Annotated in this window: 2 protein-coding genes; both read left to right on the top strand. The window is 61.8% G+C overall.

Features of this window, described 5'->3' with window-relative positions; all coding sequences use genetic code 11:
- Positions 1 to 86: 86 nt before the first annotated feature.
- Entirely contained in the window at positions 87 to 398 is a 312-nt protein-coding gene (locus GWC77_RS28230; RefSeq protein WP_173262909.1) for a hypothetical protein, read from the top strand.
- On the top strand, positions 398 to 544 hold a 147-nt coding region (gene tnpB / locus GWC77_RS30445), incomplete at its 3' end, for an IS66 family insertion sequence element accessory protein TnpB (protein WP_173262906.1). The genes GWC77_RS28230 and tnpB, both read left to right, overlap by 1 nt.

Raw genomic sequence — 544 nt, 5'->3', positions numbered from 1 at the left:
GTAAGCGGTAAGCCATGGGCGTTATAGAGTTCGCGTAAAGGCAATCGCACAATGCCGCCATTGAGTTCGCTCAGGAGGGGCAAGCGATGACGGCCTTCGCAAGAGAAGAATTGGAATCGGTGTGGCGTGAGAGGTTGTCGCGCTTTAGGCAAAGCGGCCAGACGGTCAAGACGTTTTGCCATCAGGAGTCGGTGTCGGCGTGGAGTTTCTATTATTGGCGGCGACGCCTACAGGAACCGGCAGCGCCATGCGGCACGGGCGTGGCGGGCTTCGTCGATCTGGGGGCCGTCAACTCCGCGAGCCCGCGCATCGAATCGGCCGCAGCGGCAGACGTGCCGAATCTGACGATCCGCCTTGACTTGCCCGGCGGCATCGTTGTGACGATCGCGAGGGGCTGATGTTCTTCCCGGAACAGCAGGTGCGTGTGTTCCTGTACGGTGCGCCGGTCGACATGCGACGCTCGTTCGATGGCCTGTACGCGATTGCGCGCCACGGCATGCCGGTCGATCCGCTGGCGGGCCATTTGTTCGCGTTCATCAATCGT

The organism is Paraburkholderia sp. NMBU_R16, assembly GCF_013282575.1.
GTDB lineage: Bacteria > Pseudomonadota > Gammaproteobacteria > Burkholderiales > Burkholderiaceae > Trinickia.
Note: the sequence above shows the minus strand (reverse complement) of the source record. Positions and strands in the feature narration are given on the sequence as shown.

What these genes read in the sequence shown, in the direction of transcription:
- GWC77_RS28230 (WP_173262909.1), top strand. Translation starts at nt 87, where the DNA reads ATGACGGCCTTCGCAAGAGAAGAATTGGAATCGGTGTGGCGTGAGAGG.